The 3,548-nt window shown below is 60.7% G+C and carries 3 protein-coding genes; 1 reads left to right on the forward strand and 2 read right to left on the reverse strand.

Features of this window, described 5'->3' with window-relative positions:
- Positions 1-1,570 (forward strand): methyl-accepting chemotaxis protein (locus ACIQ36_RS19315; RefSeq protein ID WP_395832395.1); only part of this gene is annotated, 1,570 nt, incomplete at its 5' end.
- Positions 1,571-1,706: 136 nt separating this feature from the next.
- On the opposite strand, the gene ACIQ36_RS19320 is transcribed toward ACIQ36_RS19315, so the two are convergent.
- Entirely contained in the window at positions 1,707-2,870 is a 1,164-nt protein-coding gene (locus ACIQ36_RS19320; protein ID WP_395832397.1) for an ABC transporter substrate-binding protein, read from the reverse strand.
- 286 nt (positions 2,871-3,156) lie between these two features.
- A partial coding sequence (locus ACIQ36_RS19325; protein WP_395832399.1) for a DUF993 family protein occupies positions 3,157-3,548 on the reverse strand: 392 nt, incomplete at its 5' end.

The following is a 3,548-nucleotide window of genomic DNA, read 5'->3' on the forward strand; positions in this document are numbered from 1 at the left end:
CAATAAACGCATCGAAACCCTCATTCGCACCGATGTGGGACAAGTGCGGGCTTATCTGGAACTCAGCGCCGAAATCAACCTCATCGCAGGCTTGATCGCGGCGGGCGACGGGGCAGCAACACTCGATCAGATGCGCGCCTTAGAAGCCCGTTTTCTCAGCGCGGCCCACCAGGTCACCGGCTTGGTTTCAACCCTCGGCCCGGCGCTGGATAGCGTGATGACCCCCGCTATCGAAACCATGGTGGCCGCCGGAACCGGCCCCGATGGGGTGTTTCAGCAACGCCACGCCGAACTTCTTGCCCGCAGCCAAACCGATGTGCTGGCAAGCGGTGTAAGTGATACCGCAGGGCATCTGGTCGCCCAGGTTGGCGGAATCGTTGGCACCGCGCGCGACGCGATGCGCGCGGCCTCCAGCCGGGTGTCCGAGCGGATTTCAAACAGCCGCACGTTGCTGGTACTACTCGGCGTCAGTAGCCTCGCCCTCACGTGTCTTCTCTACTGGTATGCCGTGCGGCGGCGCATTGTCGGGCGGCTGCATCTGCTGACCGACGCGATGCAGGCGCTGAGCCAAGGCAACCTTGCCGCCCTGCTGCCCAAATCCGAAGGCCGCGACGAGTTGGACCGTATGGCCGCCGCCCTCAGCGTCTTCCGGGAAACCGCCGTTGCCCTCGTCGAAGAGCGCGCCAAGGCCGATGCCGCCCGGCAAGCTGCTGCCGATGAGCGCCGCCGGGCCACCTTAGCCTTTGCCGATGGGTTCGAGGCGCAAATGGGTACAGTCGTGACCCGCGTGCAACAAACCGTCGCCCGGCTCGAAGCCTCCGCGGCCGCGATGGACGCGCGCAGCCGCCAGATCCAGGCTGACGCACAGGAGGTGGTTCAGTCCGCAACGCTCGCCTCGCACCACGTGCAGGAAGTGGCGTCGGCCACCGAAGAGCTTTCCACCGCCACCTCGGTCATGGCGGCAGACGTTACCGCCTCCAACCGCTCGGCCGAAGAAGGCGTTCAAGCAACCCACCGGTCCAGCCAGACAATGGAAGCCCTCACCAATCTGACCGACCGGATCGGCGATATTGTCGGCCTCATTTCGATGATCGCCCGACGCACCAATCTGCTGGCGCTCAACGCCAGTATCGAAGCCGCGCGGGCGGGCGATGCTGGGAAAGGCTTTGCCGTGGTCGCCCAAGAAGTGCGCGTGCTCGCCAGCCAAACCGGCGAGGCGACCGAACAGGTGACGGCGCTGATCGAGGCCATTCAAAACGCGAGCCACAGCGCGGTTCAAACCTTGGCGGACGTGTCGGGCATCGTCAGCACCCTCAGCGGCACCGCCACCAGCATCGCCGCCGCGATTCAAGAGCAAGACGCCGCCACCCGCGAAATCGCCCGCAGCATCGCGGGCGCGGGCGATGGCACGCGGCAAGTTGCCGAAACCATCGCCCACGTCGGGGCCGCCGCCACTATCGGCAGTGATATGGCCGCCCGCGTGTTCGACGATACGCGCGAGCTTACGCAGGTGTGCGGTAACCTCTCCCACGAGATCGAGACGTTCTTGGCGTCTGTGCGGGCGGGATAGAGTACGCCACTCAATCGATTCGGCCTTGCCTGACTCACGCCAAGCAAGGCCCCTCGTTCTGACTAGGAGTCGAGCAGTGCTTTCGCTGCCGCCCGCGCGGCCTCTTCGGCGGATTGTTGGCTGTTGAAGAATTTGGTCACGATATCGGTGAGAGACGCCGTGGCATCGGCTGAGGCGGCGTGACCATAGGCGACGGTTGGCACGGCGCGGTTCTGGCCGATGGCTGTTTTGAAATCGGCCATCGTTTGCTGCGCGCAGCGATCAAACTTGGTCGGCGCAACATCGAGCCTTTGGCGAGGTTAAAGGCTTCTTGATTGGCGGGCTGCATAGTGGCTTCCGCGAGTGCTACCTGGCCCGCTGTGCGGTCTGGGTTGGTTTGGCGGAACATCGAGAAGCTATTCACAAGATAGCTAAAGCTGCCCTGGCTACCGGGAGTGGGGAAGCACAGGTAATCTTGATCGGGCTGTTTTCCGGCGGCAGTGAACTCGCCCTTGGCCCAATCGCCCATAATCTGCATCGCGGCCTCGCCGCGCATGACCATTGCCGAGGCAAGATTCCAGTCGCGCCCTGGGAAGTTCGGATCGACCATACCGCGCAAGGCGCGAAGCTGGCTGAAGATTTGCACCATCACCGGGCCTTTGAGCGCCGCAGAATCGCGTTCGACAAAAGCCTTCCTATAAAACTCCGGCCCGCCGACGCCCAAAGCGACTGAATCGAACAAGGTTAAATCTTGCCAAGGCTGCCCGCCGTGGGCCAAAGGTAGAATCCCCGCGGCCTTGAATTTTTCGGCCAGCCCGTTGAACTCTTCCCAAGTTTTCGGAATTGGGGCGTTGATTTTGTCGAACGCCGCCTTATTCGCCCACACCATATTCACCCGGTGAATATTGGTCGGAACCGAGACATAGACACCATCAACCTTGGTGAAAGATTTCACGGCATCGGGCAGAACCGCATCCCAGTTTCCAGCGCGGGCCGTATCATTCATATTGCCGAGCATCCGCGCGCGCGACCAGTCGATGATATCTTGGCCGAGCATCAACATGGCCGTTGGCGCATTGCCCGCGTTGATGCGGGTCAACATTACCGTTTTGGCGTTGCCGCCGCCGCCGCCCGCAACCGGCGCATCTTTCCAGACAACATTCCGGGTGGTGAGATCGTCTTTCAGCACTTTTAGCGCTTTGGCTTCGCCCCCGGAAGTCCAGAAGTGCAGCACTTCCACTTCTGGGCCAGCAAGCGCCATCGGGCTGAACACGGTGGTTCCCATAAGGGTGAGCAGCGCCACCCGCAGATGTTTCCGCATGATAAAGTCTCCCTATCTGGCTTTCCTGGCGAAAGACAGTTTTGTTGAGTTTCTCGAACTTGTTTCTAAACGCTTGACGTAACCAATTTATTGGAACGTTCCAATAAAAAATAACAAAATAGGCTGGAGCGAGTCAATATTATAGTTTTTTGGAATTTTTTTCCAAAAACTCTACAACAATCTCTGCAAACGCCCCACCCTTGGCGCTTCAATGCTCCACTTTTATTTCAAGACATGAAATAATATTTGCGCGCGGCGGGGCACGTGGGAGATATTCTCCTGGCGGCTATGCCTCAACCCCATGAACGGCCAGAACCTGCCGCATCCGGCGGGCGGCCCGTTCGGGATCGCTCAGAAGCCCGGCGGCGTCGGCCAAGCGGAATAATTCAGCGAGATGTACGAGCGACCGGGCGCTTTGATGCCCGCCGATCATGGTGAAATGATCCTGGTGCCCGTTCAGATAGGCCATGAAGACAACGCCGGTTTTATAGAACTGCGTCGGCGCTTTGAAGATATGGCGCGAGAGCGGCACCGTGGGAGCCAGCAGAGTCTCGAACGTGGCCCGATCACCCGCCGCAAGCGCGCTCAAGGCTGCCGACGCCGCCGGGGCGATGGCGTCAAAAATTCCCAGCAGCGCATGGCTAAACCCTTGCGCATCGCCGCCGATCAATTCGGCAT

Source organism: Elstera sp. (assembly GCF_044372965.1).
Taxonomy (GTDB): domain Bacteria; phylum Pseudomonadota; class Alphaproteobacteria; order Elsterales; family Elsteraceae; genus Elstera.